Here is a 26,348-nt window from a genome sequence, read left to right as displayed (position 1 = left end):
GGAACCCCTCGCCGGGGAGCACCCGGCACCGGACCAGTCCGAGCAGGGCGCCGTTCGGCCTCAGACCACGCCGCCGGCGGGCAGCGTCTCCGCGCCCGGCACCTCCGGCTCGCGGACGCCGTTGACGGCGGGGCTCAGCCGCTTCTCCAGGTGGACGACGGCCACCACGCCCAGCACCAGCGAGCCCATGACCAGCAGGCCGATGTAGGTCTGCCCGAGGCCGTGCCCGACCAGGAACCCGGCGATCGGCGGGGCGATGATCGCCGCGGACTGGAACGAGATCGAGCTCAGTGCGTTGTACCGCCCGCGCAGCGCGTCGGGGGCCAGGTCGTTGACCAGTGCCGGCAGCGTCGGCTGCATGAGCGTCTCGCCCAGGGCGAAGACCGACGCGCAGCCCGCCACGAGGAGCGTGGCCCCCACGGTGCCCGGCACGAGGGCCGTGGCGCCCAGCAGCAGCCAGGAGCCCGCCCAGACGACGGCCATCACGGCCATGACCCGGGTGCGGCGGCGCCCCTCGATGCGCTGGAGCACGAGCAGCTGGAGCACGACGATGACCGCGGTGTTGGCGGCGAAGGCGAGGCCGAGCCCACGTGTCGAGACCTCGCCGACCTCGCGGGCGAAGGCCTGGAGCCCGGCGTTGAGCTGCGAGTAGCCGACGAACGAGGCCAGGAAGCCGAGCCCCATCACCGAGGCGACCGCCGGGCGGCGCAGCACCGCCCAGTAGCTCACCGACGCGGTGGCCGCCTCGGCCCCGGCCCCGGTCTCGCCCCCGGGCTCCGGCGCGTGCGTCACCGGCCCGCCGACGTGCCGCAGCGGCCCGAGCAGCAGCACGAGCGCAGGCAGGTAGGAGGCGGCGTCGGCGAGGTAGATCGTCTGGAAGGTGATCACCCGGTCGACGTCCACGAAGAGGCCGCCGACGATGCCGCCCAGGCCGATGCCCAGGTTGAGCAGGGCGAAGTTGAGCCCGAAGTAGCGCTGCCGGATCGCGGGCGGGACGACGGCGGCGACCAGCGACTGCGCGGCCGGCCACTCCAGCCCGAACGCCAGGCCCTGGAGGGCGAGGCCGGCGACGGCCACGGGCAGGCTCGAGGCGAGGGCGAGGACGACGCCGCCGACCACCAGGCAGGCCAGCGCGGCGGCCAACACCCGGCGCGGGCCGAGGCGGTCGATCGCGTGGCCGCCCGGGGCGGCCGCGACGAGGCCGACCAGCGGCTGCACCGCGATGAGCAGGCCGGCGGTGCTGTAGCCGAACCCGCGCACCTCGGCGAGGTAGACGATGTGGAACGGCAGCACGAGGCCGGTGCCCAGGAACTGGAGCACGACGATGGAGAGCAGCAGCCGCCCCTCGCGGGGCAGGTCGTGCCAGAAGTCGACGAGGCGGGGGCGGGCGTCCTTGCCCGACCGGGGAGCGGTCATGGAGGGCAGTCTCACCCGGGCACGGGGAGGACCCGCAATCGAGTTTCGCCGGCGGCGGGGGTGAGGCGGGCCGACGGGCTCCCGGTCAGCGGCCCCGGCGCCCTGGTCGCGGCCCGCTCACGCGGAGGGCCGAGCGGGAGACGAGGGGCGTCGGGACCGGTGAGGAGGCCGAAGCACGACCCCGTGCCAGCGCCGGAGGGAGGTCGGCGCCGTCCCGGGCCGCCGCAGCGCCTCTCGTCGTGGCCTGCGTGCGACCCGTGACCTCCCAGACAACCTCGTCGGGCGGCCCAGCGCCAGCGCAGAGGGGTGACGACCTGTCGACCCGCCGCGCCGGTGGAATCGAACGGAGTTTCGATTCGCCGGGTATGGTGCGCGCATGGACTTCCAGAGCACCCTCTTCGCGGGCCCCGAGACCGGGGTGGACGCCATGGTGGCCGACCTCGCCGGTGCCGAGCGCACGGTGCTGGGCCAGGGCGCCTGGATCGACGTCCGCCGCTCCTGGCTGCCCGAGCCGGACGCCGTCCTCGCCGCGCTCGTCGAGCGGGTGCCGTGGCGCGCCGAGCGCCGGCAGATGTACGACCGGGTGGTCGACGTGCCGCGGCTGCTGCACACGTACATGATCGGCGAGGAGCTCCCGCACCCCGTCCTCACCGACGCCCGCGACGCGCTGAGCGCCCACTACCGCCCCGAGCTGGGCGAGGACTTCCGCACGGCCGGTTGCTGCTACTACCGCGACGGCCGCGACAGCGTCGCGTGGCACGGCGACACCATCGGGCGCGGCTCGACGCAGGACACGATGGTCGCGATCGTCTCGGTCGGCGACCCGCGCCGGCTCGCCCTGCGGCCGCGCAACGGCGGCGCGGACACCGTGAGCGTCGAGACCGGGCACGGCGACCTCCTCGTGATGGGTGGCTCGTGCCAGCGCACCTGGGAGCACGCCGTCCCGAAGACCGCCTCCGCCGGCCCGCGGATCTCGGTCCAGTTCCGGCCGCTCAACGTCTTCTAGCGCGGCGCGCGGCGGCTCCGGGTCAGGCGGCCGGGACCTTCTCCTCCAGCACCTGCGTCATCTTCGCCACCGTCTCGTCGGCCAGCGCCGAGAGCGGCCGGGCGAGGAACAGGGGCGCCACCAGGTTGAGCAGGCGGCCGAAGTCGAAGTCCGCCCGGTAGCGGATGCGGGTGGAGCCGGGGCCGGCCGGCGTGAGCGTCAGGTCGTCGTGCGTGACGGCCGTGTCGTTGCGTCCCTCGAAGCGCAGGCGCCCGGTCTCCACGACCTGCGCGGTGTAGGTGAGCGAGGTGCGGCGGCCCAGGAACTCCGAGGTGTTGGCGTAGGTGGTGCCCACCCCGCCGTCCCCGGAGGTCCGCGTGGTCTCGACGGTCCCCGGGTCCCAGTCGTTGGTGGAGCGGAAGTCCGCGAGGTAGGCGGAGACGCCCTCGAGGGGACGCCGGACGGTGAAGGTGCGCTCGACGTGCATGCCTCGAGGCTAGGCAGGTGGACGCCGTCCGCCGATCGCCCCGCGGGGTGGTGCCGTGCCCCGCGGGGTGGTGCCGTGCCCCGGCGGGTGGTTCACTCGCCCGCCTCCCTGCCGATGGACCACCCGACCAGCGACCCTCGCGCCCTCCGGCGCGCACCGTGAGGATGGAGCCATGACGACCCCGCCGACCGCGACCCCCGCGAGCGCCGAGCGTGGCGTGGCCGCCGCCCGGGTGCGCGACCTGCGCAAGACCTACCGCGAGGGCGACTCGGTGGTGCACGCCCTGGACGGCGTCACCCTCGACCTCGAGGCCGGCCGCTTCACGGCGGTGATGGGGCCGAGCGGGTCGGGCAAGTCGACCCTCATGCACTGCTGCGCGGCGCTCGACACGCCCACCTCGGGCTCGGTGCGGCTCGGGGACACCGAGCTGACGGGGCTGGGGGACGACGCCCTCACCCGCCTGCGCCGCGAGGAGATCGGGTTCGTCTTCCAGTCCTTCAACCTCGTGCCGACGCTCACGGCCGAGGAGAACATCACCCTGCCGCTGGCCCTCGCCGGACGGCGGCCGGACCCGGCCTGGTTCACGCAGGTCGTCGAGGCCGTGGGCCTCGCCGACCGGCTCTCCCACCGCCCGCAGCAGCTCTCCGGCGGGCAGCAGCAGCGGGTGGCGGTGGCGCGGGCCCTGGTCGGCCGGCCCCGGGTCGTCTTCGCCGACGAGCCCACCGGCAACCTCGACTCGCGCGCCGGCGCGGAGGTCCTGGGGCTGCTGCGGCGCTCCGTGGACGAGACCGGCCAGACCGTCGTCATGGTCACCCACGACCCGGTGGCCGCCGCCTGGACCGACCGGGTGGTGCTGCTCGCCGACGGGCGGGTCGTGGAGACCCTGGAGCGCCCGACGCGCGAGTCCGTGCTCGAGGCGATGGGGCGGGCGGCCGAGCCGGGGCCGCCCGGTGGCGGGGAGGGCTGAGCATGCTGCGCTACGCCCTGCGCAGCCTCCTCGGGCGCCGGCTGCGGCTCCTGATGAGCACCCTGGCCGTCGTCCTCGGGGTGGCGTTCGTGGCCGGCACCCTCGTCTTCTCCGCCACCCTGGACCGGAGCTTCACCTCCCTGTTCGACGCGACCGTCGGGGACGTGGTGGTCGAGCCCGTCTCCGGCGACAGCGCGCGACGCCCGGAGGCGTCGGTGAGCCAGGCGCTCGTCGAGCGGCTGGCCGCGCTGCCCGGCGCGGCCCGCGCGGACGGGCGGGTGCGGGTCATCGGCGTCTACGTCGTGGGCACGGACGGCAAGCCCGTCGGCGGGTTCGGCCCGCCCGCGATCGCGGGCTCCGTCGGCGACGCCCCCGCCGCGCACGGTGCCTCCGGGCTGACGCTGCTGGAGGGCCGCGACCCCCGGGGGCTCGGCGAGATCGTCGTGGACGAGGCGACGGCCGAGTGGGCCGGCTACTCGATCGGCGACCAGGTGCCGCTCGTCTCCGCCTTCGACGACGCCTCGCTCACGGCCACCCTCGTCGGGCTCTACGGCTTCCCGGACGGCGGCTCGCTCAACGGCGCCACCTTCGTCGGCCTCGACCCGCAGGTGGCCCAGCAGGTCTTCCTCGGCGGTGCCGACGGCTGGACGGCCGCCTGGGTCACGGCCGCCCCGGGCACCAGCCAGGACGAGCTGGCCGCGCAGGTGGCCGCCGTCCTGCCCGACGACCTGCAGGCGGTCACCGGCGACGACGCCGCGCAGGAGGCGGCCGGGCACCTGCTGCGGGCCGTCTCGTTCCTCACCACGTTCCTGCTGGTCTTCGCCGGCATCGCGCTCGTGGTGGGCGCCTTCCTCATCGTCAACACGTTCTCGATCCTCGTGGCCCAGCGCTCCCGCGAGCTCGCGCTGCTGCGCGCCCTGGGCGCCTCGCGCCGCCAGGTGACCGCCTCGGTGCTGCTGGAGGCGCTCGCCATGGGCCTGGTCGGCGGGACGGCGGGCCTGGGGCTGGGGCTGCTCACCGCCGTCGGCCTCAAGGCGCTGTTCGCCGCCCTCGGGCTGGACCTGTCCGGCCAGCCGCTCGTCGTCACCTGGACCACGCCGGTCGCGGCCTACCTCGTGGCCGTGGTCGTGACGGTCACCGCGGCGCTGCTGCCCGCGCTGCGCACCACCCGCATCCCGCCGGTGGCGGCCCTGCGCGACGACGTGGCGCTGCCCGAGGGGTCGCTGCGGCGGCGCGCCGTGCTCGGCGCGCTGGCGGTGCTCGCGGGGGCCGGCCTCGTCGCGCTCGGGCTGGTCCCCGGGGCGGCCCACCACTGGTGGTGGCTCGGCCTCGGGGTGCTGGCCGTGCTGCTCGGCACCACGGCCGCCGCGCCGCTGCTGGCTCGGCCGCTCCTGCGCGGTCTCGGGGCGGTCTACGCGCGCACGATGGGCACGACCGGGCGGCTGGCCGCCCTCAACACGCTGCGGCAGCCGCGCCGCACCGCGGGCACCGCGTCGGCCCTGATGATCGGCCTCACGGTCGCGTGCACGCTCGCCATCGTCGGGGCCTCGGCGAAGGCGTCGGTGGACGCGGCCGTGGCCGAGAGCTTCCCGGGCGACTACCTGGTGAGCAGCGCCTTCGGGGCACCGTTCTCCACCTCGCTGGCCGGCCGCGTCGCCGCGGTGGACGGGGTGGGCGAGGTCGTGCGGGAGCGGCTCGACCGGATCGCCTGGGCGCCGGAGGCCGCCGGCTCGGACGGCTCGGACGGCTCGGACGGCTCGGACGGCGGCACCGGCGAGGCCGAGGGTGAGCCGCTGCCCGTCGCCGCGACGGACGCCGAGGACGCCGACGTCCTGCGGCTGACGGTGCTGGACGGCACGGTCTCGCTGGAGCCCGGGCTGGCGGTGGTGCAGCAGACGCTGGCCGACGAGCGGGGGATCGCCGCGGGGGACCTGCTGGACGTCGTCACACCCGCCGGGCCGGTCACCTGGGAGGTGTCGGCGGTGGTGGAGGACAACCCGATGATCTTCGCCGACGTGCTCGTCGGCACCGGCACCTACGATGCGGCCGCGCTGCTCCAGCAGGACTGGCTGCTCGTCGTCCTCGTGGCCGACGGTGCGGACGTCGCGGCGGTGGGGGAGGCGGTCACGGACGAGCTCGCCGACCAGCCCACGGTCACCGTGGCCGACCAGGCCGAGTTCGCCGCCGCCCAGCGGGAGCCCATCGACCGCACGGTGCTGATGATCTACGCCCTGCTCGCGCTGGCGCTGCTCATCGCCGTGCTGGGGATCGTCAACACCCTGGCGCTCAGCGTGACCGAGCGGACCCGCGAGATCGGCATGCTGCGGGCCATCGGCCTGAGCCGGGCCGGCCTGCGGCGGATGGTGACGCTGGAGTCGGTCGCGATCGCGGTGCTGGGCGCGCTGCTCGGGCTCGTCCTCGGCACCGTCTTCGGCGTCGTCCTCATGCGGGCCCTGGCCGACGAGGGCCTCGAGGTGATCGCGGTGCCCGTCGGGCAGCTGCTGGCGTTCCTGGTCGCGGCGGTGCTGGTGGGCGTGCTGGCCGCCGTCCTGCCCGCCCGGCGGGCGGCCCGGCAGGAGGTCTTGACCGCCCTTGCCACCGAGTGAGAGGCGGCGGAACAATACTCCACCCGCGATTTCAATGACCTTGTTCCCCGGACGGGGCGCGGCCGACCCCCTACTCTCGACCACGTGGACGAGCTACTGGAGGCAGACGGTCGTGCGTTGAAGCACGTGCGTGTGCGGGAGTACGTTCGCAACCTCGTGTCGGGCTCCGCGCCCGGCTCGCCCGCCCCCAGCGAGCGAGAGCTGGTGCAGCAGTTCGGGGTTGCGCGGATGACCGTGCGCCAAGCCATGGATGCCCTCGTCGTGGAAGGTCTGCTGGAGCGGATCCCGGGGAGGGGCACCTTCGTGGCGCGCCCTCGCCGCACCGCCTCCCGCATCACCGGCTACACCGAGGAGATGACCCGCCGCGGCATGCTGGCGGAGTCCCAGACACTGCTGGCGCGACGCGAACAGGCTGGTCCTGGCGTGGCGCGGGCGCTGTCGTTGACCGAGGGTGACGCCGTCATCCACTGGCGTCGGCTGCGGCGCGCGGACGGGGTGCCGATGTGCATCGAGGACGCCTACCTCAACGAGATCCTGCTGCCGGGCTTCCTGCAGTCGGGGATGCCGACGAGCCTGTACGACGCCCTCGAGGCGCGCGGCCTGCGGCCGACGTGGGCCGAGGACTCGATCCAGGCCGACAAGGCCACCGCCGAGGAGGCGCAGCTGCTCGAGGTCGAGCCGCTCAGCTCCGTCCTGCGGCACTCCCGTCGGGCCATCTCCGGCGAGAAGGTCGTGGAGGTCTCCCGCTCGGTCTACCGGGCGGACCGCTTCACCCTCTGGGTCCAGCTCGGCTCCGACTCCTGACCCCTCCCGTCGACGACCCCCAAACGTCGGCGTCAGGTCGGCCCCGGCCGCAGCGACACCCAGCGACACCCAGCACCACCCAGCATCACCGCAGCACGGCTCCCCACCCCGTAGCACCCGCACCCGTCACACCAGCAGCGAGCCCCGGCCGTCCGGCCGGGGCTCGCGTGCGTCCTGGGTGCGTCCTGGCCACGTCCAGCCGCTGCCGCGCGCCTCAGGCGCCGAGCGACCCGAGCGGCGCGACCGCCGTCCCGCTCTCCTCGCACACCCACGTCGGGTCGGGGCCGCCCAGGTCGGGCTGGACGTAGAGCGGGTGCTCGGGCTCCTCGGCGCACCCCGCGAGCCGGCACAGCGGCCAGCGGCCCACGGTCTCGAAGAGGGCGTCCTGGACGTCCTGGGCGACCAGCCCGGGGACGAACACCGCGCCCTCCGGCCACGCCTCGACCCAGCCGGCCCGCTCGCTCAGCGACTCCTCGAGGGCCGAGACGGCCTCGGCCGTGGCGGCGCCGCGCGCCGAGAGGTCGGCGAGCACCAGCGCCCGGGCGGTCAGCAGCACGTCGTCCATGCGCCCCATTGTGAGCCAGGGGCGGTGGCGTCCTAGCCGTGGCCGGGGCGGCCGCGCCGTCCCACGCCCCTAGACTCGGCCGCGTGGCGCTCCTGATCGACCCCCCGAACGCGCCGGGCCACGGGCGGATGTGGTCCCACCTGGTCAGCGACACCTCCTACGAGGAGCTGCACGCGTTCGCGGCCGGCCTGGGCATCCCGCGCCGCGGCTTCGACGGCGACCACTACGACGTGCCCGCCGAGCGCTACGAGGACGTCGTGGCGGCCGGCGCACGGCCGGTCTCCAGCCGCGAGGTGGTGCGGGCGCTGCACGCCGCCGGGCTCCGGCGACGCAAGCACCGGGGCGTCCGGCTGCCGGCACCAGGTCCGTCGGACGGGGAGTAGCGGCTCAGGCCGGGTGGGCCTGCGGCTCACCGATCGCGCGGGCCAGCCCCTCCAGCTCCGCGGACAGGTTCGCCCGCGCGGCGTCCTCCCACCGCTCCCGCGCGGGGCGGGTGTGGAAGAGGTGCGGCTTCTCCGCCAGCCCCGCGAGCACGCTGGCGCGGCCGCGCAGGAACGCCTCGTCGTCCACGTGGGCGTACTCCTCGCGCACCGTCCGCACGTACTCGGCGTAGCGCGCGGGCGCCGCGGCGAGGATGGCCAGGTCGGCGTCGGAGAGGGCGCAGCCGGCCACGTCGTCGTCGGCCGGGAGGTGCGTCTCCGTGAGCCGGACGAGGCGGGCGACCTCGTCCGCGACCTCCGGCCCCACCAGCTCCGGGAGGACGTCCTCCGCCCAGGCGGCCGAGCGCTCCTCGGCGTCCCGCTCGCCGTCGTAGACCGCGTCGTGGAACCAGGCGGCCAGCACCACCGGCAGCACCGGGAACGGGACGCCCGCGGCGGCCAGCTCCTCCAGGTGGGCGAGGACCTCGGTGAGGTGCGTGAGGTCGTGGTAGCCGCGGTGCGGCTCCGACCACGCCTCGACCAGGTGCTCGCGCAGGGGCTCGGCCTCGGGCAGAGGCCACCAGTGGCGGGGGTCCGCCGCAGCGGACGGGCGTTCGTCAGGCATCGGGACCCATTCAAACCGAGAGGCCGTCGGCGCGCCACCGGAACCGCTCAGAGACCCCGTTTCCGGGGAACGAGCCCGTGCGTGGGGGCCGGTGAGGTGGGGCCGCGGCTGCCGGGCTCAGACCCGGACGGCCGGGAGGCGCAGCGCGACCGCGCTGGCGCGAGGCAGGGAGACCCGCAGCTCCCGGGGGGCGCGGGGCGCGCGGACGAGCTCGATCGTGCCGACGTCCACGAGGGCGGCGTCGGCGCAGGAGAGCCCGGTGAGGCGGACCCGGTCCACGACGGGGTCGCCCGGGCCGGAGACGACCACGAGCGTGAGGTCCTCGGCGTCCGGGAGCTCCCCTCCCACCACGAAGTCGCCGTCCGCGTCGGCGCGGGCCCGGGCCAGCACGGCGTCGCTGGGGTCGCGGACCTCGACGAGGGCGGCGTAGGCGGGACGTCCGGTGGCGGCCTCCAGCACGCGGCCGCGGAACGAGGAGCCCAGCGTGAGGGCGTCCTCGCCGAGCGGCACGCCGAGGGCCGGGGGCAGGACGAGGGGCAGCCGGTGGGCGCGGATGCGGCCGGGCTGCACGGTGAGGGTCTCGGGCCGCGAGCTGCCGCGACGGTGGGTGGCGGTGAGCATGACGGGCTGCGCCGGGAGGCCCGCCAGCACGTACCGGCCGAGGCCGTCGGTGCGCACCTCGAGGCTGCGGCCGTCGAGGGCCTGGGCCCGGACCCGGGCGAACCGGACGAGGCCGCCGTCGGCGTCGACGACGCGGCCGACCAGCCGACCGCCGCGACGCAGGTGGAGCCGCACGGGTGCGGGGTCGTCGTCCGTCCCACCGGCGACGGCCTGCACCCGCACGGGAGCCAGGCGGCGAGGGTCGTCACCCGGGCGGTCGTCCGACGCCTCGACGGTGACGGGGCCGGGGGCCGCGGGCAGCACGAGCCGGCCGGCCAGGGCCCGGCGCTCGCCGACCAGCCGGCGCTCGCCGACCAGCCGGCGCTCGCCGACCAGCCGGCCCTGGGCGAACCAGCGCAGGCGCACGACGCAGGGGACGTCGGTGGCCAGGTCGACCGTGAGCCGTCCGTGCCGGTCCGCTGCGCGCATGGGTGCCTCCTCGTCGGCGGCCGGGACGTCCGCGTCGGGGTGCGCGACCACGGGGGAGGGGTGCCCCCGGGGGTGTCCGGCCTGCCTGCGACGACCATAGTGCGACCTCCGGCAACGGATCACCCACCGTTCGGACACGGTGAACACACGTTCAGGTCACACGTCGGGGCCCGGGTAGCCCGTCTGGGCTACAGCCGTGGCGCATCCGGCTCACGACGCGCGGTGCGACACGGTCACGCCTGATCAGATACCCCCGACAGCATGAGACATGAGTAACAGGCCCGGACTGGACGGGTGCGGCCCCGTGCACCGGACACCCGGGCGCCCAGCTGCGCGGGCGGTGCTCGCCGGGTGGACGGCTGAGCGCGAGACGTCAGGCGGAGGCGCGCTTGGTCAGCGTGATCGTGCCGACCGCGCGGACCTTGTTGACGTGGACCGACAGGCCGTTGCGCTGGGCGCGCTTGTAGTACTGCAGCTGGCTGCTGTTGGGGATCACCACGAGCGAGAGGTGGCTCTGGGTGCGCAGCTGCTGGCCGAGGAGGAACCGGCCGTCGGAGTCCGTCGTGCCCGAGGCGATGACCTTCCCCGCGTGGGTGCGCAGCTCGACGGTGACGTCCTCCATGCCCACCTTCCCGTCGCTGCTGATGACGCGGCCCTTGACCCGGCCGCCCTGCGTCGTCCAGCGGAAGCTCGAGGAGAAGTCGGTGCGGCCGGCGTGCACGAGCGCGCCCTTGATCACCCCGGTCCGGGCGAACCAGTTCTGCCAGCCCGGCGCGACGAGGGTGTAGCCGCCGGGGAAGAGCCCGGAGAACGTCGCGGTGCCGCCGCGGGCGGTGACGGTCCACCACTGGCCGGTCTTCTTGCTGACGGCGGTGACGGTCACCTTGCCGACGCTGGACGCCCCGGCCCGCAGGTCGACCAGCAGGCTGCCGGCCTTCTTCGTGAGACGCAGCGCCTCGCTGCGGACCTCGCCGCGGGTCAGCTTCGCGACGTACGTCGACCTCGCCACCCACTTCTTGTCCCGGTCCCAGGTGAAGAGGCTGTAGCTGCCCGGGGGCAGGCCGGCCAGCGCGTACTGACCCTTGCGGTTCGCGGTGGTGGAGAACGTGACCTCGTTCGCGTCCGCCGCGACGATCCGGGCCTTCGACAGCGCCTTGCCGTTGCCGCCCTTGATCGTGCCGACCACCGCGGCGCCGGTGCGCATCCGGACGTTGCGCTGCTTCGAGGCCCGGACGAGCTTCACCGTGACGTCGCTGGGCGCGTACTTGTCGGTGTCGTACGTGGGGCGCAGGTCGGTGAACTGCACGTGGTAGACGCCGGGCTTGAGGTGGAGCACGTACACGTCGCTGTGGACCTTGCGGGTGCCGACCTGGACCCAGTCCTTGGTGAACCAGGACACCCGCAGCGTGACGCCGTCCGGGTTGGAGATGTTGCCGGCCAGGCGCACCTTCTGGGTGGCGGCCGTGGCGGGGGCGACCAGGGCGGCGCCGAGGGCGCCGGTCAGGCCGAGGGCGAGCGCCAGCGTCAGCAGGGGTGCCAGCACGGGTGCCAGCAGGCGGGCGGACGGGCGGGCGGGGGTCCCCATGACGTACTCCGGGCGGAAGGCTGCGGGGCCCGATGCCCCGTGGCGGTGCCACCACTGTAGGAACCCGGGCGCGGGAGTGCCTCAAGACGGTGCAAGCGTTGCCCCAGTCTTGGCTCAGTCTTGCCTCAAGACGCGGCCGCGGCGCGCTGCTCGGAGGCCCCGGTCCCGACCTGCTGGCCGGACAGCGCCCAGCGGACGCCGCCGACCACGCCGTGGCCCAGCCCGCGCACGAGCGTCCTCTCGGCGACGGGGGCCCACGGCAGCCGCAGCGGCGGACGCGACCAGGCCGGCAGCAGCCCCACCGAGGCCGCGGCCAGGGCGGCGTAGGGGACCCGGGCCGCCAGGGGGATCGGCGGGCTCAGCAGCAGGAAGCGCGCGGCCTCGCGGGCGGCCGGCGTCCCGCGCAGCTCGACGCGGTAGGCGGCGAGCGTCGCCGCCAGGGCGGCGCGGGTCGTGGGCGGGTCGAGGACGCCGAGCGCCCGGGCGACCACGGCGGCCTGGTCGAGGTAGGTGTCGCACTCGGTCGGCGTGAGCGGGCGCTCGCCGTAGACCTGGTGGGCCAGCAGGAACGAGTCGACCTCGGCGGCGTGCACCCAGGCGAGCAGGTGGGGGTCGCCGGCCGCGTACGGAGTCCCGTCGGGCAGCGTCCCGGTGACCCGGTCGTGGATGCGCCGGACCGCGGCGACCGCGGTCGCCGCGTCGTCCTCGTGACCGAAGGTGGTGGTCGCGAGGAAGGTGCTGGTCCGGGCGAGGCGGCCCCACAGGTCGCCCCGGTAGCCGGAGTGGTCCGCGACGGCCTGCATGGCGGCGGGGTGCAGCGTCTGGAGCAGCAGCGCCCGCAGGCCGCCGACGAACATCGAGGCGTCCCCGTGCACGCGCGTGATCGGCGAGCCGGGCTCGAACCAGCGGGGTCCGGGCCGGGTGTGGATGCGCTCGCGGTGGCGCGGGCCGTCCGGCCCGGCGACGCGGCGGAAGAGCGCGTCGCCCGCCCGCGACCGCAGGTCGGTGATCATGCGTCCACGGTACGAACGACGACGCCGCCGCCCGCTCACCCCGCCGGGCGGCGGGAGGCGGACGGCGGCGTGCCGTGCGGGAGGTGGTGGGCCGGGGCTGGTGGGGCCGGGGCTTCTGGGACCGGGGCTCAGGCCTGCGGCGCGTGCCAGGTGCGCACCCACTGGCAGTGCTCGGAGCCGGCGAGCTTGGCGACGACGTCCTCGGGGACCTCGCCGTCGATGTCGATGACGGCGTAGCCCTGCTGGCGCACCGTGGCCAGGTACTGGCCGGTGACGTTGGCGCCGGAGTCGGCGAGCAGCTGGTTCACCTCGGCCAGGACGCCGGGCAGGTTGTCGTGGAGGTAGCCCAGCCGGACCCCGGAGTGCAGCTCGGGGGCGCCGACGGTGGGCAGGTTCACCGACAGCTCGGTGCGGCCCTGCTGGTGGAAGCCCGCCAGCTTGTTGGCGACGAAGTAGCCGATCTCCTCCTGCGCCTCCTGGGTGGAGCCGCCCACGTGGGGGGTGAGGATGACGTTGTCGAGCCCCTTGAGCGGGGACTCGAAGACGTCGCCCTGCGCCTTGGGCTCGATCGGGAAGACGTCGAGGGCCGCGCCGGCGATGTGGCCGGAGACGATGTGGTCGCGCAGGGCCTCGGTGTCGACGACCATGCCGCGGCTGGCGTTGATGAACAGCGAGCGGGGCTTCATCTTGGCGAACTGCTCGGCGCCGAAGAGGCCGGCGTTGCCGGGGCGGCCGTCGACGTGGAGCGAGACCACGTCGGCCTCCTCCAGCAGCGCGTCGAGGGTGCGCTTGCGCTGGGCGTTGCCGTGCGCGAGCCGGTCGGCGGTGTCGTAGAAGATGACGGTGAGGCCGAGGGCCTCGGCGAGGTTCGACAGCTGGGTGCCGATGTTGCCGTAGCCGACGATGCCGAGGACGCGGCCGCGGATCTCGTGGGAGCCCTTGGCGGACTTGTCCCAGATGCCCGCGTGCATCTTCTCGGTCTTCTCGGCCAGGCGGCGCGCCAGCATGATGATCTCGCCGATGACGAGCTCCACCACGCTGCGGGTGTTCGAGTACGGGGCGTTGAACACCGCGATGCCGCGCTCGGCCGCGTGGGCGTGGTCGATCTGGTTGGTGCCGATGCAGAAGCAGCCGACGGCCTTGAGGTCCGGCGCCGCGTCCAGCGCCTCGGCGGAGACGTGGGTGTTGGACCGGATGCCGAGCAGGGACACGCCCTGGAGCTTCTCGACGAGCTCGTCGTGGTCGAGGGAGCGGTCGAGCAGCTCGACCTCGTAGCCACGGTCGGTCAGCACCTCGACGGCGAGGGGGTGGATGTTCTCCAGCAGCAGGGCCTTCACGCCTGCCAGGGTAGGCGGTGGTCCCTGCCGCGCCCCAGCCCGGACGAGGGGTGGGACGCGGCCGCGGCCGTCGCTCGAGGTGTGCTCACGCCTCCTGGAGCTCGACCCCGGAGGGCCACGCCGGGTCCGGCTTCGTGTGACGGGCGGCCGTCGGAGGCGTGCCCTACGTTGGGCTCCGACATGACGGGGACCTCTGCGGAGAAGAAGCCGCGCGACGGGGCGTGGGTGCTGCTCGTGTTCGTCGTCGCCGTCCCGGTAGCGGCCTACTTCGCCAAGGACGCCACCGGCAAGAAGGCGGCCTGGCTCGTCGCAGCGCAGATCGCCGCGACCGCCATGGCGTTCCTCGTGCCCCAGGTGCGGCAGATCCAGGCCCGGCGTCGAGAAGCCAGCTCGGCTCAGCGCGAGCTCGCGGCTCGCACCGAGACCCGTGCCGCCATGAACGACGTACTCGACCCCATCCTCCGGCAGCTGGGACGCATCTCGTCCGAGCAGCTCGAGCCTGCCCGCAAGGAGCTCATCGCCGCCACCGTGCCCTTCGTGCTTCATGCCGCTTCGAACCTCATCGGCCCGGACAGGTCTCGCGCGTGCTGGTTCGAGCTGACCGACGAGGATTCCGCACGGCTGGTCCCCCAGCAGCATGCAGGGCGTTCAGGGAGTCCCAGGACGACCTTCGCTGAGGGCACCGCTGCAGGTGACGCAGCCATCGGCATGGTGCTCAACGGCGAGAACCGGCTCTGCGAGGACATCGACGCGGACCCGCCACCTGGCTGGGACAACGGCAAGACACGGGACTACAAGACCTTCATCTCGGTCTCTGTGGCGGCCGGGGACACCGCCTACGGGATGCTCACGCTGGACGCGCTGGAGCCCGGCGACCTCAACAACGACGACCTGCACCTGCTGAGCCTGATGGCCGCAGCGCTCGCGGCGGCGCTCGCTCGAGCCTAGGAGTGTCGGCCCCGATTCCTAGGGTGTGTCCGTACCTTCTGGCACACTGCCAGGAACACGTAGCAGGGAGGCAGCAGGTGGCGAAGAAGCTCCGTACGACCAGCCGTGACGACCGCATCGAGCGCGCCCTGCAGGACCCCAAGACCTACTTCAAGCAGGCGCGCGACCGCGCCCAGAGGGAAGTCAGCGCCGAGATGGCCCGCGAGCGGAGCCGCCCGGCCGCCCGCAAGCGGCTCGCCACCTGACAGACATCGAACGAGGCCCGGGATGCGCACAGCATCCCGGGCCTCGCTGGTTGATGCGGTCAGCGCCAGCCCCGCGCCGAGCCCGCTGGGGCTCGAGGCGGTCAGGCCAGGACGCGGTCCGCGATCTCCCCGACGGCCTCGGCGTACCAGGCCTTCTGCCCGGGGCCGGGGCCACCGGAGAGGTCGACGCCGACCAGGCCGAGGTCCGCGCCCAGGGCCAGCAGGTCCTGGCACAGCTGCACCGCCAGCGCGATGCCCTCCGCCCGCGGGTCGCGGGCGGCGAGGATGCGCTCGGCGTAGCCCGGCGGCATCGGCGAGGTCGTGAAGGACGCCAGCAGGGCGGCGCTCCGGGCGTCCAGCACGATCGGGACGCACGGGACGAAGCCGACCCCCACGCCCAGGTCGCGCGCCTCGGCCGCGAACGCCCGGATCGGCTCGAGCCCGCCGCAGTGGTTGACGAAGCACACCTCGGCGCCGGCGCGCTCCTTCTCGGCGAGCCGGGCCGCGCGGCGCCCGGTCGGGGGCGCCGCGGGGCTCTCGCCCACGGAGACCAGGTGGCCGTGGCGGCGGGCCAGGGCCGCGGTCTGCGTGCTGTCGAGGTCGAAGACGGGCGCCGCGTCCGGGCGGTCGCCGGTGCGCGTGTGGTCCCCGGTGACGCAGTGGACGCCGGCCACCCCGACGTCGGCGAGCGCCGCGAGCTCGCCCTCGAGCGCGACCCGGTTGCGGTCGCGGTTGTTGAAGCCCGTCCACGTCACGAGCCCGGCCTCCCGCAGCAGGTGCGCGCGGTAGGCCGGCGGCAGCTGGACGCGGGCGTCCCCGGCGTCCCCGGCCAGGACGGCGTCCACCCGCCCGGTGAGGATCGCCCCCACCTCGCGGATCGACGCCGGCGAGAGCGGCGCGGCGGGCAGGTCGACGACCACCACCGGCCGGGTCGCCAGGAGCGCCCGCATCGCGGCCGCGCCGGGCTGCGCGACGACCCCGGGGTCGGGGTCCGGCCCGCGCCAGGTGACGGTGGCGGCGTCGACGAACGGGCACGGCCGGGGGTCGACCTCGCAGGCGCCCGTCGTGGTGACCCCGCCGCACGGCCCGTGGACCATGTCCTTGGGACAGGTCAGCGCGCCCGCCGAGGCGGTGTCAGCCGGCACGGACGTCGCGCTCCCACCCGGCGTCGGTGAGCGTGTAGCAGACCCGACGGCTGGGGGCGTCGGTCCGCCCGGCCCAGAACCGCACCTGGGTCGGCCGCACGCGGCGTCCGGTCCAGGTGCTCGGCGGGGCCAGGTCCGGGCCGCCCTCGAACGCGGCCCAGGCCGCGATCCGCTCGCCCAGCGGCGCCGCGGCGAGCTCGTCGGTGTTCACCCACGCCAGGGTGCGCAGGTAGTCGCCGCGCACGGCGTAGACGCGCGCCTCCTCCTCGGGGTCGGCGGGCTCGACCGTGCCCTGCACGACGACCTGGCGGGCCTGGTCGGGCAGGTGCAGCACGAGCGCGGCCCGGCCCGTGGCGTCCACCTCGGCGATCTTCCGCGAGCGGCTGTCGGTGTGGAAGTAGAGGCCGTCGGCGTCCAGCTCGGAGAGCAGGACGATGCGGGCGTCCGGCCAGCCGTCCGCCGAGACCGTGGAGAGCGTCATCAGCGGGCGCGCCGGGTCGTCGTTGGCGGGCAGCCAGGCCGCGAGGACCTCGAAGGGGTCCTCGGGCCAGGCCGCGTCCTCGGCCGAGGTGCCGTCCTCGGCCAGCCCGGTGCCGGCCCCGGGGGAGCCGGCCGCCCAGGGGGCGGTCACTCGGCGTCCAGGTCGGGCATGGGGACGACCATCTTGGAGCCGGCGCCGGTCCACACCGTCGGCTCGGCGAGCTTGCCCGGGTTGAGCAGCCCGTGGGGGTCGTTGACCGGGGCCATCGCGCGCACGGCGTCCGGCTGGTAGTCCACGTACCACTGGTGCGGGTTGTGGAACCCGACCTCGAGCGCCACCAGGCGCTCGAAGCCGGGCCACACGTCGGCCGAGGAGGTGTAGGGCGCGGCCAGCATGCCGATGGGGCGCCCTGCCTGGCCCTCGATGTGCAGCAGCGCGCCCGGGTAGACCTCCTGGACCTCGTCGAGGCGGTCGACGAGCGAGTCGCCGCTGACCTCGACGTGGAACCAGCGCTCGTCGGGGCTGGACTTCATCAGCCACTCGATCGGGTGGTTGTAGCTGATGGTGGAGAGCTTCATCGTCTGCTGCAGGCCCTCGCGGACCGCCTCGACGGTGCCGCCGGCGGCCTCGACCAGCGCGGTCGCGGCCTCCACGGTGGCGGCGTCGAGGATCGCGCGCAGGCTGGAGCGGTCGGCGGGCAGCGCCTCGTCGGCGGGCAGGGCCGCGGTGATCCGCGGGCCGTCGGCGGAGACCAGGCGCGGGGTCGGCTCGAGGGCGGAGATCTGCCGGATGAGGCCGAAGGCGTCGTGGACGTCCTCGAAGCTGGCGTAGAAGGCGCGCCAGTCCTGGGCGGGCTCGAGCGCGACGCCGATCCGGGCGATCACCCCGGCCGTCCCGTAGTTGTGCAGGTAGGCCTCGGTCTCCTTGCCCTCCAGGTGGATGAGCTCGGCGTCCGGCACGGCGTGGACGACGTCCAGGCTGGTGACGAAGTCGTTGTGGAGCATCCCGTGCTTGATCGAGCCGGTGCCGCCGGAGCCGCCGGAGACGAAGCCGCCGAGGGTCGACTGGACGGTCGAGGGGTACATGAGCAGCTGCTGGCCGCTGCGCATCGCGGCCTGCTCCAGCTGGACGATGGGGGCGCCCGCGTCGGCCACCAGGTAGCCCTCGCCCACCTCGACGACGCTGCGCGCGCGGGTGGTGTCGAGGACGAGTCCGCCGGCCATCGGGATGGCCTGGCCGTAGTTGCCGGTGCCCTTGCCGCGCACGGTCACGGGCACGCCGTGGCGCACGGCAGCGCCGACGACGGCGGCGATCTGCTCGGCGTCCTTGGGGTAGGCGACGAGCTGCGCGCGACCGAGCGGCAGCAGGTCCTTCACCACGGGGCTCATCTCGGCGCCGTCGACGGAGGCGCGGTCGAGCGCGGCGGCCTCGTCGCTCACCCCGGTGTCCCCGAGGAGGGTGCGGAGCTCGGCGGCGAGGGCCTCGACCTGCTCGGCCGGGACGGCGGGCAGGTGCTCGGGGGCGCGGCCGGCCGGGCTGAGGTGGCTGAGGTCGGCGGGGGCGGTGGTCATGCGAGCTCCATCAGGCTGGTCGGGAGGGCGGTGGTGGTGGTGACGCGGCTGGCCGAGACGAGCCGGCCCGCGTGCAGGACGTAGCGGTCGGGGTGCGCCTCGGCGACGACCTGGCCGAGGCCGGTGCCGCGGACGGCGAGCAGCTCGGCGCGGGCGCCGGGGCGGGGGCCGGCCTCGGGCAGGCTCATGACGGAGCGGGCGCCGTCGGTGACGAGCGCGATCGCCTCGGTGAGCGTGAGGTGGCCGGCGGTGACGAGCAGGGAGGCCGTCTCCAGGGCGTCGCTGCGCCCGACCGGGTTGAAGGGGTCGCGGACGTTGTCCGCACCGGCCGAGACGCGGGCCCCGGCCTCGAGCAGCGGGCGCAGGGCCGTGAGGCCGCGCGGGGTGCTCACGGGGTGCTCCCAGCCCTGGAGGTAGAGGTTCGTGATCGGCAGGCTGACGATGCCCAGGTCGCTGGCGACGACCTCGGCGATCACCTCGGCGAGCTGCTCGGGCGGCAGGGTGCCCAGGCGGACGCAGTGGCCGGCGGTGACGGGGCGGCTCCAGCCGCGGGTGGAGCGGGCGAGCTCGACGATGGTGAGCGGGCCGTCCAGCGACTCGTCGGTGTGCATGTCGACCGGCAGGTCGAGCCGCTCGGCGATCGCCAGCGCGCGGTGCAGCTCGCCGATCGGGTCCTCGGCCATGTGCGGGGCGCCGCCCACGAGGTCGACGCCGAGGGCGGCGGCCTCCTCGTAGACGCTGTCCGGCGCCCACTCGTTGCCGAGCGCCACGAGCTGGAGGTCCATGAGCCCGGCGAGCTCCTCGCGGACGCCGACGAGGGCGCGGATGCCGCGCAGCGGGTCGCCGGTGCGCAGCAGGTCGACGTGGCTGCGCACGGCGGTGGTGCCCTGGGCGAGCATGGCCAGCGCCTGACGGCGGGCCCGGCCGGCGATCTCGGCCACGTCCATCGTGTGCTGGTGGGCGACCCACGACTCCACGGCGCGACCGAGGTCGCCCATCGGCGGGTCGATGAGGTCCCACGAGAGGGCCTTGTCGAGGTGGGCGTGCGGCTCGGCCGGGGCGGTGAGCAGCGTGTAGCCGGTGAGGTAGAGCTCGGCCTCCGGCGCGGTGGCCGGCGCGGTGCCGGCGGGCACGACCTGCGCGACGACGTCGCCGGCGAGGACGACGTCCACGAGCGCGCCGTCGGCCAGGCGCGCGGAGCGCAGGACCTCGATCGGACGGGGCAGGACCTCCGACGCGGGGCCCGGGCCGTTCGGGGGCGGTCCGGGGTGCTGCGGGGCGGGAGCGGTCACGGGTACCTGTCTTCCTTCGTCGGCCGCCGGGTCCTCGGCCCGGGTCTTCCTCAGGGTGGAGGAGGGTGCGAGGATGGCGGAAGTCGATGTTGATCACATCAACATCGGTGAAGGTAGGAGTCGGCAGTGTCGCCGACGTGTCACGTTCGTTTCAGGCCCGTTGCGGCTGCCCGGCGCGGCCTGTGAGGTCGTGCGGCTGGCCTAGGGTCTGCACACGGACCGCCCGTCGTCCCGCCTCCGTGGCGGCCCCGCCCGGCCCGGGCGCGACAGCCCCCGTACCCGTTCGTCCGAGCCCGCGGAACCACCCGTGGAGCACCCGCTCAACCCCCTGTGACCTGGAGAGACGCCATGCCCGCCACCACCCGCAGCGCCACCTCGCTGCCCGTCGAGGACGACGCCGGTCGCCTCGGCGAGCGCCTGCGCGCCCTGCGGCGGGCCCGGGGGATGACGCTCGTCCAGCTGGCCGAGCTCGCCGGCCTCTCCCACCCGTTCCTCAGCCAGCTCGAGCGGGGCCTCGCCCGGCCGAGCATGGCGTCGCTGGAACGGATCTCTCGGGCCCTGGGCCTGAGCCAGGTGGAGCTGCTCACGTTCGCCGACCAGCCCGCGCCGTCCGCCTCCCCGACCGTCCTGCGGGGGCCGCAGGGCGTGCACGGCCGCTACGGCGAGGGCGAGGCCCGGCTGCTGATGGAGCCCGGCTCCGCGGCGTTCTCGCCCATGGAGGTCACCGGCGAGAACACCGAGTGGGGCCACACCTGGAGCCACGCCGAGGCCGAGTGGCTGTACGTCGTCCTCGGTCACGTCGAGGTCGAGCTCGGCGACACCCTCGAGACCCTCTCCCCGGGAGACAGCGCCGTCTGTCCGGGTGGCACCCCGCACCGGTGGCGGTCCGCCGACGGCGACCTCTACCGGCTCATCGTCGTGAAGGAGCAGCTGCGCCACCCATGAACGCCCCCACCCCCGACCTGACCCTGCAGGTCGTCGGCCGCGAGGACGTCGGCGACACCGTCGTCCTCGAGCTGGCCGCCGCCGACGGCGGCGCGCTGCCCGGCTGGCAGCCCGGCGCCCACGTCGACCTCGTGCTCCCCGACGGCCTCGTCCGCCAGTACTCGCTGTGCGGCGGCCCCGACCAGGGCCCGCTGGAGGCGCCCACCACGTGGCGCCTCGCGGTGCTGCGCGAGGCAGAGTCGCGCGGCGGCTCCTCGTGGCTGGCCGAGCACGCCGTGCCCGGGACCACGCTCGCCGCGGCCGGCCCGCGCACCCACTTCGCGCTCGAGCGCGGCGAGGGCCCGGTCCTGCTGCTCGCGGCCGGCATCGGCCTCACCCCGCTCCTGCCCATGGCGGACGCCGCGCTGGCGGCCGGTCGCGAGTACGCGCTGCACGTCGTCGGCCGCGAGGGGCGCCTGCCCTTCCTCGACGAGCTGGCGGCGCGGCACGGCGAGCACCTCGTCGTCCACCTCACCGACGGGCCGGGCGGACGCCCCGACCTCGCCGCCCTCGTGGAGGCCGCGCCCCGCGCGGTCGTCCACGCCTGCGGCCCCGCCGGGTTCCTGGAGTCGGTCGAGGCGGCCTGCACGGCCGCCGGCTCGCACCTGCGCGTAGAGCACTTCGTGCCGGAGGAGCAGGGCGACGTCGTCTGGGACGGCGCGTTCGAGGTCGAGTTCGCGCTCTCGGGCGTGACCGCGACCGTCGGCCCCGACCAGGGCATCCTCGACGTGGCGGAGGAGAACGGCATCTTCGTGCTCACCTCCTGCCAGGAGGGCACCTGCGGCACCTGCGAGACCGTCGTCCTCGAGGGCGACGTGGACCACCGGGACTCGATCCTGACCCCCGCCGAGCGCGAGCACGGCGACCGCATGTACGTCTGCGTCTCCCGCGCGGCGTGCCCGAAGATCAAGGTGGAGCTGTGAACGACCTGCTGGTGACCGGCGCCCGACTCATCACCGTCGCGGAGGGCACCGGCGAGGACCTCGGCTACGTCGAGCGAGGCTGGATGCTCGTCCGCGACGGCCGGATCGCGGCGCTGGGGGAGGGCGACCCCGCCGCCGACCTGGCCCCCGGTGTCGACGTCCTCGACGTGGCCGGCGCCTTCGTGGCCCCCGGCTTCGTCTCCACCCACAGCCACCTGTTCACCTCGGCCTCGCGCGGCCTGGGCGTGGCCGAGACGCTGTACGGCTGGTGCGACTCGATGCTCGGCCTCATCCGCGAGGCCACGCCCGAGGACATCTACTGGACGACGCTCCACGGTTCCCTGGACTTCCTGGGCAACGGCGTCACCACGGCCTACGACTTCACCGACCCGCGCATCCCGTGGGAGCCCATGGTCGGCGGCGTGCGCGAGGTCGTCGGCACGCTGCGCCCGCTGGAGTACCAGACCCGGCAGATCGACGCGAAGCACGACGCCGGCCTGCGCTTCGTGAACTCCACGCCGCTGGACGACGCCCAGGGCTCGGCCGACGACGTGCTCGAGCGGTTCGGCGAGGTGATGGCGCACGTCGCCGGCCTCGACCCGACGCTGGCGCTGGGCAACGCGGTCACCGGCAGCGTCCAGTGGTCCAACCGGCCGGACGCCGCCGAGATCGAGGTCGAGGCGATGCGCCGCTGGGGCGTGGTCAACCAGGCGCACTTCCTGGAGACCCGCGAGGCCGTGGAGCACCAGCGCTCGAAGTTCTCCCTCTACGCCGACGCCGGCGCGCTCGGCCCCGGGATGATCTTCGGCCACTTCATCCAGACCACGCCGGAGATCATCGCCGCCGCAGCCGAGTCGGGCTCCGGCATGTCCTGGCAGCCCTCCTCCAACGGCCGGCTGGCCTCGGGCACCGCGAAGGTGCCCCAGATGCTGGAGGCCGGGATGACCGTCGGCATGGGCCTGGACGACCAGGCCTGCACCGACGTCTCCGACCCGTGGCAGAACATGCGGGTCGGCATGTTCTCGGTGCGCGCGGAGACCGGACGTCCGCTCGACATGATGCCGGAGACGGTGCTGCGCCTGCACACGCTCGGCGGCGCCCAGCTGCTGGGCGTGGCCGACCGCGTCGGCTCGCTCGAGGTCGGCAAGCTCGCCGACTTCGTGGTCGTGGACCCGGAGGACCCGGACGTCGGTCCGCTGTGGCACCCGGTCCGCAGCTACGTCCTGGCGTGCGGCCTGCGCAACCTCAAGGGCGTCTACGTGGGCGGCCGGCTGGTGGCCCAGGAGGGCCGCTCGACCAACCCCCTGGCCCCCGAGTCGCGGGTCAAGGTGCGCGAGGCCCTCGGCGGGCTCGCCGCCAGGGGCGGCTGGCCGCGCTGAGGCACCGGCCCGCCTGAGGTGCTGGCCCGCTGAGGCGTGGGCCGCAGGGGCTCCCGGCCGGGCACGTGTCGTGGGACGAGACGCACGACACATGCCCGGCCACAGCCGCGGCACAGCGGTCAGGGGCGCGGTGACGTGCGCAAACGCAGCGTGATGAAACGGTGACCAGCGCGTGCAACGTTCGATACAGGCATGTCACGGAGCCGAAACAGGCGTCTCGTAGCGTCAGCGATGTTGAGCCGGTCAACATCGGCCGGCTCGGCCCTCGACAACCTCCCCAGGAAGCGAGCACCCGTGGTCCCGACCTCCGCGAGCGCGGCCCAGGCCGCGCCAGCACCGGCACCGCCGGCCGGCACCCTCATCGACTTCGCCGACGTGGCGATGCAGTTCCCGAACGGCACCGTCGCCCTCTCCGGCGTCGACATCAACGTCCGCCGCGGTGAGTTCGTCACCGTCGTCGGCCCCTCGGGCTGCGGCAAGTCCACGCTGCTGCGCATCGCCTCCGGGCTGGAGTCGGCCAGCGAGGGCAAGGTCCAGGTCAACACCGACCGCATCGGCTACGTCTTCCAGGACGCCACGCTGCTGGCGTGGCGCGACGTCCGCCGCAACGTCGAGCTGCTCGCCGAGCTCAACGGCCGCAGCAAGGCCGAGCGCGCCGCCAAGGCCGCCGAGGCCATCGAGCTGGTCGGCCTCAAGGGCTTCGAGAAGCACCTGCCCCGTCAGCTCTCCGGCGGCATGAAGATGCGCGCCTCCCTGGCCCGCTCGCTCACGCTCGACCCCGAGCTCTTCCTCTTCGACGAGCCCTTCGGCGCGCTCGACGAGATCACCCGCGAGCGCCTCAACGACGAGCTGATCAAGCTCTTCGTCGAGAAGAAGTTCGCCGGCATGTTCATCACGCACTCGGTCTCCGAGGCCGTCTACATCTCCACCAAGGTCGTCGTCATGTCCGGACGCCCGGGCAAGATCGTGGAGACCTTCGACGTGCCGTTCCCGATGCCGCGCGACCCCGAGATCCGCTACACGCCCGAGTTCGGTGAGCTCGTCGGTCGTGTCTCCCACGCCCTGCGGGAAGGTCACTCATGAGCAGCTCCACCGACATCAAGGCTCCCGCCGAGCAGGGCGGTCAGGTGACCCTGACCGCCACCGCCGTGGCGCCGTCCCGTCGTGGGACTTCCGCCCTGGTCCTCTCCCTGCGCAACGCGCTGCCGCCGCTGATCGTGTTCGTGGTGATCATCGCCGTCTGGTACCTGATCCGATACCTGCTGCCCGAGGGCCAGAAGTTCGTGCTCCCGACCCCGGACGCCGTGCTCACCGAGGGCGTCTTCGACCCTCAGACCATGGGCGACATCCTCGAGAGCGCCTGGCACACGACGCAGGTGGCCATCACGGGCCTCGCCATCGCGGCCGTCCTCGGCATCACCTGGGCGATCGCGATGAGCACCGCCTCGTGGGTGCAGCGCTCCACGTACGCCTACGCCGTGGTGCTGCAGACGATCCCGATCCTCGCGATCGTCCCGCTCATCGGCATCTGGTTCGGCTACGAGTTCAACGCCCGCGTCGTCGTCTGCGTGATGATCTCGCTCTTCCCGATGGTGGCGAACACCCTCTTCGGCCTCCAGTCGGTCGAGCGCTCGATGGTCGAGCTGTTCAAGCTGCAGAAGGCCTCGCCGCTGGTCGTGCTCACCAAGCTCAAGCTGCCGGCCGCCCTGCCCTCGATCTTCGTCGGCCTGCGCACCTCGGCCGGCCTCTCGGTGGTCGGCGCCATCGTCGGCGACTTCTTCTTCCAGCGCGGCACCCCGGGCCTCGGCTCCCTGATCTCCACCTACACCCGGCTCCTGAACATGTCGGCGCTGTTCGCCGCGATCTTCGTCGCCGCGCTCCTGGGCATCGTGATGTTCGCGGTCTTCGGCCTGCTCTCCAAGCTCGCCGTGGGCCGCTGGTACGACGCCACCCGCTGAGCCCGTCGGCTCGGCCACCGCACCACCCCTGTTCTCCGGCGCGCCCTGCGCCGGCCGCACCACCGCCTCGGGGCACCCCTAGGGCACGGCAGCGCCGCCGTGCCGGCCTCATCCCCCCTCGCTGCGCGCGAGGCGCCGTCCTGCGCGGACGGCGGCCGGGGAGAAGCGACCCGCTTCGCCGTTCACCTCCTCCTGTTCGAAAGCGAGCACCAACCATGCCCGTGATCCGCCGCCGCTCCCGCGTCGCCGCCAGCCTGGGTGTCATCGCCCTCGCGACCACCCTCCTGGCCGCCTGCGGCTCCGAGAGCTCCGAGGACACCGCCGCCGAGACGGCCGCCGCCGGCGCGACCGACCTGGCCGCCGCCGGCTGCCCGGCCACCATCGTCATCCAGACCGACTGGAACCCCGAGGCCGAGCACGGCCACCTCTACGAGATGTTCGGCGACGACGCCACGATCGACGCCGACAACAAGAGCGTCTCCGGCACCCTGTACGACAACGGCGAGTCCACGGGCGTCAAGCTCGAGGTCCGCGCGGGTGGCCCGGCCATCGGCTACAGCACCGTCTCGGCCCAGATGTACACCGACAAGTCGATCACCATGGGTTACGTCACCACCGACGACCAGATCGCCTCCTCGGCCACGACGCCCACCAAGTCGTTCTTCGCCCCGCTCGACCTCAGCCCGCTGATGGTCATGTGGGACCCGACCTACTACCCGGACGTCACCGGCATCGACGACCTCAAGGACGCCCTGGACTCCTCGGGCGGCGTGTGGCGCTACTTCGCCGGCTCGGCGTACATGGACTACCTCGAGTCCGCCGGCTACGTCTCCAAGGACTCCATGGACTCCTCCTACGACGGCACCCCGGCGAACTTCGTCGCCGCCGGAGGCAAGGACGTCCAGCAGGGCTTCGCCTCGGCCGAGCCCTACCAGTACGAGAACGAGGTCAAGGCCTGGGGCAAGAAGGTCGACTACGCCCTCATCTCGGACACCGGCTGGGACCCCTACCAGTCCTCGCTCGCCGTCCGCTCGGCCGACTTCGACGACCTCTCCGACTGCCTCGCGGCCCTCACGCCGGTCCTGCAGCGCGCCGAGGTCAACTACTTCGCCGACCCGACCGACGCCAACAACCTCGTCCTCGAGGCCGTCCAGGAGTACAACACCGGCTGGACCTACTCCCAGGGCATGGCCGACTACTCGGTCGAGACGATGCTGGGCGACAAGCTCGTCAGCAACGGCGACAACGACTACATCGGCGACTTCGACGACGACCGCATGAGCGCGTTCTTCGACAAGGCGACGAAGACCTACAGCGCGCTGGGCACCGACATGGCCTCCGGCCTGAAGGTCTCCGACCTCTACACGAACGAGTTCATCGACGACTCGATCGGCCTGTCGAACTGACGTAGGTCCGCAGCACTGCACCACCCAGCACCAGCACCACCCCGCCGCCCCGGCCGGCCCTGCCGGTCGGGGCGGCGTCACGTCCGGCGCCCGACGCCGGACCCAGACCCACGAGGAG

General features: G+C 74.2%; 25 protein-coding genes. 13 read left to right on the top strand and 12 right to left on the bottom strand.

All coding sequences use genetic code 11. From position 1 onward, the window contains the following. Positions 1-60: 60 nt before the first annotated feature. Positions 61-1,416, bottom strand: coding sequence for an MFS transporter (locus E8D37_RS12365; RefSeq protein WP_136570047.1), 1,356 nt, complete (start codon positions 1,414-1,416; stop codon positions 61-63). A gap of 427 nt (positions 1,417-1,843) precedes the next feature. On the opposite strand from E8D37_RS12365, the gene E8D37_RS12360 reads away from it, so the two are divergent. Then, on the top strand, positions 1,844-2,422 hold the full coding sequence (locus E8D37_RS12360; protein ID WP_346763590.1) for an alpha-ketoglutarate-dependent dioxygenase AlkB: 579 nt from the start codon (positions 1,844-1,846) through the stop codon (positions 2,420-2,422). A 22-nt stretch (positions 2,423-2,444) separates the two neighbouring features. On the opposite strand, the gene E8D37_RS12355 is transcribed toward E8D37_RS12360, so the two are convergent. Then, positions 2,445-2,888 carry an SRPBCC family protein gene (locus tag E8D37_RS12355; RefSeq protein WP_136570045.1) on the bottom strand — a complete coding sequence of 148 codons (444 nt, stop codon included), beginning with the start codon at positions 2,886-2,888 and terminating at the stop codon, positions 2,445-2,447. 172 nt (positions 2,889-3,060) lie between these two features. Between E8D37_RS12355 and E8D37_RS12350 the strand changes: the two genes are divergently transcribed. The 3 genes from E8D37_RS12350 (at position 3,061) to E8D37_RS12340 (ending at position 7,265) form a co-directional block, all read left to right on the top strand. Next, positions 3,061-3,855 (top strand): ABC transporter ATP-binding protein, encoded by a 795-nt coding sequence (locus tag E8D37_RS12350; protein ID WP_136570044.1) that lies wholly within the window; start codon positions 3,061-3,063, stop codon positions 3,853-3,855. Between the two features lie 2 nt (positions 3,856-3,857). After that, positions 3,858-6,461: an FtsX family ABC transporter permease gene (locus tag E8D37_RS12345; RefSeq protein ID WP_136570043.1), complete on the top strand. Its 2,604-nt coding sequence runs from the start codon at positions 3,858-3,860 to the stop codon at positions 6,459-6,461. 126 nt (positions 6,462-6,587) lie between these two features. Beyond that, on the top strand, positions 6,588-7,265 hold the full coding sequence (locus E8D37_RS12340) for a GntR family transcriptional regulator (RefSeq protein ID WP_240770389.1): 678 nt from the start codon (positions 6,588-6,590) through the stop codon (positions 7,263-7,265). Positions 7,266-7,479: 214 nt separating this feature from the next. On the opposite strand, the gene E8D37_RS12335 is transcribed toward E8D37_RS12340, so the two are convergent. Further along, positions 7,480-7,830, bottom strand: a complete 351-nt coding sequence (locus E8D37_RS12335) for a hypothetical protein (protein WP_206055718.1) — start codon at positions 7,828-7,830, stop codon at positions 7,480-7,482. 83 nt (positions 7,831-7,913) lie between these two features. Here E8D37_RS12335 and E8D37_RS12330 point away from each other — a divergent pair, with 83 nt between their 5' ends. Then, the gene (locus tag E8D37_RS12330; RefSeq protein WP_136570040.1) at positions 7,914-8,213 is read left to right on the top strand and encodes a DUF4031 domain-containing protein; all 300 of its coding nucleotides are present in this window, start codon (positions 7,914-7,916) and stop codon (positions 8,211-8,213) included. A gap of 4 nt (positions 8,214-8,217) precedes the next feature. On the opposite strand, the gene E8D37_RS12325 is transcribed toward E8D37_RS12330, so the two are convergent. The 5 genes from E8D37_RS12325 to serA form a co-directional block, all read right to left on the bottom strand. After that, positions 8,218-8,874: a hypothetical protein gene (locus tag E8D37_RS12325; protein WP_240770375.1), complete on the bottom strand. Its 657-nt coding sequence runs from the start codon at positions 8,872-8,874 to the stop codon at positions 8,218-8,220. 117 nt (positions 8,875-8,991) lie between these two features. After that, a complete protein-coding gene (locus tag E8D37_RS12320; RefSeq protein WP_136570039.1) occupies positions 8,992-9,963 on the bottom strand; it encodes a carboxypeptidase-like regulatory domain-containing protein in 972 nt (323 codons plus the stop codon). Between the two features lie 373 nt (positions 9,964-10,336). Then, entirely contained in the window at positions 10,337-11,548 is a 1,212-nt protein-coding gene (locus tag E8D37_RS12315; RefSeq protein ID WP_136570038.1) for a carboxypeptidase-like regulatory domain-containing protein, read from the bottom strand. A 125-nt stretch (positions 11,549-11,673) separates the two neighbouring features. Beyond that, the gene (locus E8D37_RS12310; protein ID WP_136570037.1) at positions 11,674-12,561 is read right to left on the bottom strand and encodes an oxygenase MpaB family protein; all 888 of its coding nucleotides are present in this window, start codon (positions 12,559-12,561) and stop codon (positions 11,674-11,676) included. A 128-nt stretch (positions 12,562-12,689) separates the two neighbouring features. After that, complete coding sequence (gene serA / locus E8D37_RS12305) at positions 12,690-13,898, bottom strand: phosphoglycerate dehydrogenase (RefSeq protein WP_136570036.1); 1,209 nt, start codon at positions 13,896-13,898, stop codon at positions 12,690-12,692. Between the two features lie 180 nt (positions 13,899-14,078). Between serA and E8D37_RS12300 the strand changes: the two genes are divergently transcribed. Both E8D37_RS12300 and E8D37_RS19875 read left to right on the top strand, forming a co-directional pair. Then, entirely contained in the window at positions 14,079-14,846 is a 768-nt protein-coding gene (locus E8D37_RS12300; protein WP_136570035.1) for a GAF domain-containing protein, read from the top strand. A 77-nt stretch (positions 14,847-14,923) separates the two neighbouring features. Then, positions 14,924-15,091 (top strand): hypothetical protein, encoded by a 168-nt coding sequence (locus E8D37_RS19875; RefSeq protein WP_168929735.1) that lies wholly within the window; start codon positions 14,924-14,926, stop codon positions 15,089-15,091. Positions 15,092-15,192: 101 nt separating this feature from the next. Here the strand turns inward: E8D37_RS19875 and E8D37_RS12295 are convergent, their stop codons facing one another. From E8D37_RS12295 to E8D37_RS12280, 4 genes are read right to left on the bottom strand one after another with little or no spacing between them, the layout of a single operon-like run. Then, positions 15,193-16,236 (bottom strand): methylenetetrahydrofolate reductase C-terminal domain-containing protein, encoded by a 1,044-nt coding sequence (locus E8D37_RS12295; RefSeq protein WP_206055717.1) that lies wholly within the window; start codon positions 16,234-16,236, stop codon positions 15,193-15,195. Next, positions 16,226-16,867, bottom strand: a complete 642-nt coding sequence (locus E8D37_RS12290) for a pyridoxamine 5'-phosphate oxidase family protein (RefSeq protein ID WP_136570034.1) — start codon at positions 16,865-16,867, stop codon at positions 16,226-16,228. The genes E8D37_RS12295 and E8D37_RS12290 overlap by 11 nt, the downstream gene beginning before the upstream one ends. Next, positions 16,864-18,288 carry an FAD-binding oxidoreductase gene (locus E8D37_RS12285; protein ID WP_136570033.1) on the bottom strand — a complete coding sequence of 475 codons (1,425 nt, stop codon included), beginning with the start codon at positions 18,286-18,288 and terminating at the stop codon, positions 16,864-16,866. The genes E8D37_RS12290 and E8D37_RS12285 overlap by 4 nt, the downstream gene beginning before the upstream one ends. Continuing rightward, positions 18,285-19,580 (bottom strand): amidohydrolase family protein, encoded by a 1,296-nt coding sequence (locus E8D37_RS12280; RefSeq protein WP_240770374.1) that lies wholly within the window; start codon positions 19,578-19,580, stop codon positions 18,285-18,287. The genes E8D37_RS12285 and E8D37_RS12280 overlap by 4 nt, the downstream gene beginning before the upstream one ends. 348 nt (positions 19,581-19,928) lie before the next feature. Here E8D37_RS12280 and E8D37_RS12275 point away from each other — a divergent pair, with 348 nt between their 5' ends. The 6 genes from E8D37_RS12275 to E8D37_RS12250 all read left to right on the top strand — a co-directional run bounded on the left by E8D37_RS12275 (position 19,929) and on the right by E8D37_RS12250 (position 26,230). Continuing rightward, a complete protein-coding gene (locus tag E8D37_RS12275; protein ID WP_136570032.1) occupies positions 19,929-20,525 on the top strand; it encodes a helix-turn-helix domain-containing protein in 597 nt (198 codons plus the stop codon). Beyond that, positions 20,522-21,487, top strand: coding sequence for a PDR/VanB family oxidoreductase (locus E8D37_RS12270; RefSeq protein WP_136570031.1), 966 nt, complete (start codon positions 20,522-20,524; stop codon positions 21,485-21,487). The genes E8D37_RS12275 and E8D37_RS12270 overlap by 4 nt, the downstream gene beginning before the upstream one ends. Continuing rightward, positions 21,484-22,866: an amidohydrolase family protein gene (locus tag E8D37_RS12265; protein WP_206055716.1), complete on the top strand. Its 1,383-nt coding sequence runs from the start codon at positions 21,484-21,486 to the stop codon at positions 22,864-22,866. Before E8D37_RS12270 ends, E8D37_RS12265 begins: the two co-directional genes overlap by 4 nt. Before the next feature lie 294 nt (positions 22,867-23,160). Then, positions 23,161-23,949, top strand: a complete 789-nt coding sequence (locus tag E8D37_RS12260) for an ABC transporter ATP-binding protein (RefSeq protein WP_240770373.1) — start codon at positions 23,161-23,163, stop codon at positions 23,947-23,949. Further along, entirely contained in the window at positions 23,946-24,824 is an 879-nt protein-coding gene (locus tag E8D37_RS12255) for an ABC transporter permease (protein WP_136570029.1), read from the top strand. Before E8D37_RS12260 ends, E8D37_RS12255 begins: the two co-directional genes overlap by 4 nt. A 215-nt stretch (positions 24,825-25,039) precedes the next feature. Beyond that, entirely contained in the window at positions 25,040-26,230 is a 1,191-nt protein-coding gene (locus tag E8D37_RS12250; protein ID WP_206055715.1) for an ABC transporter substrate-binding protein, read from the top strand. Positions 26,231-26,348: the final 118 nt, after the last annotated feature.

The sequence above is a fragment of the Nocardioides sp. GY 10127 genome (genome assembly GCF_004919085.1).
Classification (GTDB): Bacteria; Actinomycetota; Actinomycetes; order Propionibacteriales; family Nocardioidaceae; genus Nocardioides.
The sequence above is the reverse complement of the archived record's forward strand: the minus strand, read 5'-3'. Positions and strand labels throughout refer to the sequence as shown.